This window comes from Nocardioides sp. NPDC057772, from assembly GCF_042798075.1.
GTDB lineage: Bacteria > Actinomycetota > Actinomycetes > Propionibacteriales > Nocardioidaceae > Nocardioides.
In genome coordinates, this window is record NZ_JBHVKN010000298.1 from 1 (window position 1) to 4,299 (window position 4,299).

A 4,299-nucleotide genomic window follows, 5' to 3' on the forward strand; every position below is an offset into this window, starting at 1 on the left:
GAAGCGAGCGAGAAGGGTCGGATGCGCCGACTCGGCGATTTCAAGGAAAGACCAGCTGATCGCAACCTCCTGGTCACCAGGAGACGCCATGGTTCACCGCGATGACCGAGACCGTTGCCGCCGACAGGACCGGCCGGGCAGGCGCGACCCTGCTGATCCAGCGCGGCGCGATCGAATGGGTGATCGCAGCCCTCCTCGGTCTCGTCCTCCTCAGGTTCCTGTGGAGCCTGGTGAGGAACGAGAACCTGCTCCCGGGCGAGGTCGTCGACCATCTGCTCCATCCGGACGTCCTCGCCGGTGTCTGGCTCACGATCCGGCTGACCGCACTGGTCTTCGCGGTGGCCGCGACGATCGGGCTCGTCGTGGTCAGGATGGAGCGGTCGGGCAACCCGTTGCTGGGCGGGATCGCGGCGGCGTACGTCTGGGTCTTCGGCAGCATCCCGGTGCTCGTCCAGCTCCTGCTGTGGAGCAACGTCGCGCTGGTCTTCCCCGACATCACGTTCGGGATCCCGGGGGTGCACATCGACGCGGTGCGGCTGGTCACGCCGGTCTACGCGGCGATCGCGGGGCTGGCGCTGGCGCTGGGGGCGTACGCGGCGAGGGCTCTCCCGAACGGCGACCGGCTCGACGCGCTGGGCGACATCCTGGTGACGACGCTCCAGGCGACCAGCCTGGTCTCGGTGCTCGCGATCACCGATCTGCTCGGGGTCGTCCAGGCGCTCGACGGGCGCAACCATCTGATCATCCCGCTGCTGGCGGTGGCGGCGATCTGGTACCTCGTCCTGGTCACCGCGGCCCGCGGTGCGGTCCGCCTGGTCCGCCTCGCGGGAGGGAAGGGCCAGGCACACACGGGGTAAAACCGAGGGTAAAAGTCGGCGACCATTGCAAGACCTGGCAACGCAAGTCTTTGTAGAGTGCGGCGCGTGACTTTCGAGCAGGCCTGGCAGCGGTGGCGCGATGAGCGGGAGGCCCAGCTGAGAAGTCCCGAAGGTTTCCTGGCGATCACCGGCCTGCACTGGCTGGGCCGCAGGCCGCAGCGGTTCCCCGGGATCCCGGGCGTGTGGTCCAACGGTCCCGAGGGTGCCGTCGTCGAGCTCGGCGAGGGCGAGTGGCTCGAGCTCGGCGGTGTCACCCTCGCTGGTCGCCACGTCTTCGGTCACGTCGATCCCGTCGGCGTCATCGCGACCTATGACGCCGGGACGGTCGAGGTCGCCGACCGGTTCGGCACCCCGGTGCTCCGGCCACGGCAGCCCGACGGTCCGTTCCTGCGTGACTACACCGGCACGCCGACGTACGCTCCGGACCCGGCGTGGCGGATCGTCGCCGCCTTCACGGCCTACGCGGAGCCTCGACCGATCTCGGTCGGCTCCGTGGTCGAGGGCCGGTCGACCACCATCGACGCCGTGGGCGAAGTGGCCTTCGAGGCCGGGGGTCGGCCACAGCGGCTGATCGCCTTCGACGGCGGCGACGACGAGCTGTGGCTGCTGTTCACCGACGAGACCAGCGGTGTGACGACCTACGCGGCGTGCCGCCAGCTCGCCGTCGAGCGGCCCGTCGACGGAAAGGCCGTCCTCGACTTCAACCGCGCCGCCAACATGCCCTGCGCCTACACGATCCACGCCACCTGCCCGCTCCCGCCCGCGAGCAACCACATCGACGTGCTCGTCGAGGCGGGCGAGCAGACCCCGCCTCGTCCGCCCGCGGACTGAAGGTTTAACCGTGGGTAACGGACCAGAAACAGCGAAACAGGCAGACTAGGGCACATGGCGGGGACGATGTTGTGGAGAGTGCGTACGACGCTGCCGGACCGACCGGGTGCACTGGCGGCGCTGGCTCAGCGCTGCGGTGAGGCCAAGGTCAACATCCTGGGGATGCAGATCTTCCCAGGGCTGGCGCAGGTCACCGACGAGTTCGTGCTGCGTACGCCCGAGGGGTGGGGTGAGAGCGAGATCTGCGATCTCATCTCCGCCGCCGGCGGTGGCGACACCGTCATCCAGACCGCCAACGAGGCCGCCCTGGCCGACCAGCCGACGCGCTACGTGCAGGCGGCGCGGCACGTCCTGGAGCGGCCGATGTCGTTCCCCGAGGTCGTCGCGCAGCTCTTCGACGCCGAGGCGGAGGCCCCGCCCGGGGTCGTCCACGACACCATGGAGCTGCGGGTCGCCGACGTCGACGTCCAGCTCCACCGCACCGCCCCGTTCACCGCGACCGAGCACGCCCGCGGCTCCGCGATGGCCGACCTGGTCAACGACGTCCTCGACCGCAGCCGCGAGTCGGCCGCGATCGGCACCACCCCGCCCGTGCGCCGCCTCGGCACCGGAAGCACCCCCGACCTCGTGGTCACCGGCGAGACCGTGACCGCCCTGATCGACGGCGTCGCCGTCGGTATCGGCGAGGTCCTGGGCCAGGCGGAGGACGACGAGAACGTGCGCGTCGTCAACCTGCGCGTCGACCCGGCCTGGCAGCGCCGCGGCATCGGCACCCGGCTGCTCGTCGACACCGCCAAGCTCGCGCACATGCTCGGCGCCGACGAGATCCTGCTCACCACCCAGTCCGACAACCAGGCCGTCCTACCCATGGTGCTCGCTGCCGGGATGCGCGGCCGGATCCGGATGGCGGGCGATCTGCTGACCGTCAAGGTGCCGGTGCGGGATCTCAGGCCGTTGGAGCGGTAGGTAGGGATACCCGGTTAACCGGGTATCCCTGCACTTCTCAGGCAATGCAACACCCGAGAAGTGCAGGAAACACCTGAGAAGTCTCGCCGTTTCGGCGATCTCCAGGGCCCGGCCGTAACATTTCTCCATGGAGATCCCGGAGAAGTTCGCGACGCTCGGCCTCACCTACGACGACGTACTCCTGATGCCTGGATACTCGGATCTGGCGCCGTCTGACATCGATACGACCTCCCGGCTGACCCGCGAGATCGACCTGCGGGTCCCGCTGATCTCCGCCGCGATGGACACCGTGACCGAGTCGCGGATGGCGATCGCGATGGCCCGCCAGGGCGGCATCGGCGTGCTCCACCGCAACCTGAGCATCGAGGATCAGGCCTACCAGGTCGACCTCGTCAAGCGCACCCAGACCGGGATCATCTCCAACCCGGTCACCATCGGCCCCGACGCGACGCTGGAGCAGCTCGACAAGCTCGCCGGCGAATACCGGATCTCCGGCTTCCCCGTGGTCGACGTCGACCAGAAGCTGATCGGCATCATCACCAACCGCGACCTGCGGTTCACCCCGGTCGCGGAGTGGGCGACTACGAAGGTCAACGAGGTGATGACCTCGAAGGACCTGATCACCGGTCCGGCCGAGATCTCGCGCGAGGAGGCCACGAAGCTGCTGCGCCAGCACAAGCTGGAGCGCCTTCCGTTGGTCGACACCGACGGCCGCATCACCGGTCTGATCACCGTCAAGGACTTCGTGAAGTCCGAGCAGTTCCCCGACGCCTCCAAGGACGCGCAGGGTCGTCTGCTCGTCGGTGCCGCGATCGGTTACTTCGGTGACGCCTGGGAGCGGGCCACCACGCTCATCGAGGCCGGTGTCGACGTGCTCGTCGCGGACACGGCCCATGGCAACGTACGCATGCTGATCGACATGGTGCGCCGCCTCAAGACCGACCCGGCCACCAAGCACGTCCAGGTCATCGGCGGCAACGTCGCCACCAAGGAGGGCGCGCAGAGCTTCGTCGACGCGGGTGCCGACGCGGTCAAGGTCGGTGTCGGCCCGGGCTCGATCTGCACGACCCGCGTCGTCACCGGCGTCGGCGTGCCGCAGATCTCGGCCGTCTACGAAGCGAGCCTGGCCTGCAAGCCGGCCGGCGTCCCGGTCATCGCCGACGGCGGCCTGCGCTACTCCGGTGAGATCGGCAAGGCGATCGTCGCGGGCGCCGACACCGTCATGCTCGGCTCGATGCTCGCCGGCACCGAGGAGACCCCCGGCGACACCGTCCTGATCAACGGCAAGCAGTTCAAGGCCTACCGCGGCATGGGCTCGATGGGCGCGATGTCGTCGCGTGGCAAGAAGTCCTTCTCCAAGGACCGCTACTTCCAGGCCGAGGTCACCGACGACGACATGATCGTCCCCGAGGGCGTCGAGGGCCAGGTCGCCTACAAGGGCGCGCTGGCCACCGTTGCCCACCAGCTCACCGGCGGCCTGCACCAGACCATGTTCTACGTCGGTGCGCGCACCATCCCCGAGCTGCAGGAGAAGGGCCGCTTCATGCGGATCACCTCCGCCTCGCTCAAGGAGTCGCACCCCCACGACGTCCAGGTCACCGCCGAGGCGCCCAACTACCACATG

Annotated in this window: 4 protein-coding genes; all 4 read left to right on the top strand. The window is 69.0% G+C overall.

Annotation, left to right across the window (positions count from 1 at the left end; translation table 11 throughout):
- The first annotated feature begins 101 nt into the window (after window positions 1-101).
- Complete coding sequence (locus ACFVJS_RS26565) at window positions 102-857, top strand: hypothetical protein (RefSeq protein WP_378886559.1); 756 nt, start codon at window positions 102-104, stop codon at window positions 855-857.
- 66 nt (window positions 858-923) lie between these two features.
- Window positions 924-1,709: a DUF1684 domain-containing protein gene (locus ACFVJS_RS26570; RefSeq protein ID WP_378886560.1), complete on the top strand. Its 786-nt coding sequence runs from the start codon at window positions 924-926 to the stop codon at window positions 1,707-1,709.
- Window positions 1,710-1,763: 54 nt separating this feature from the next.
- On the top strand, window positions 1,764-2,675 hold the full coding sequence (locus ACFVJS_RS26575; RefSeq protein ID WP_378886561.1) for a GNAT family N-acetyltransferase: 912 nt from the start codon (window positions 1,764-1,766) through the stop codon (window positions 2,673-2,675).
- 127 nt (window positions 2,676-2,802) lie between these two features.
- Window positions 2,803-4,299, top strand: a 1,497-nt coding sequence (gene guaB / locus ACFVJS_RS26580) for an IMP dehydrogenase (RefSeq protein ID WP_378886562.1), incomplete at its 3' end; no start/stop codon positions are given.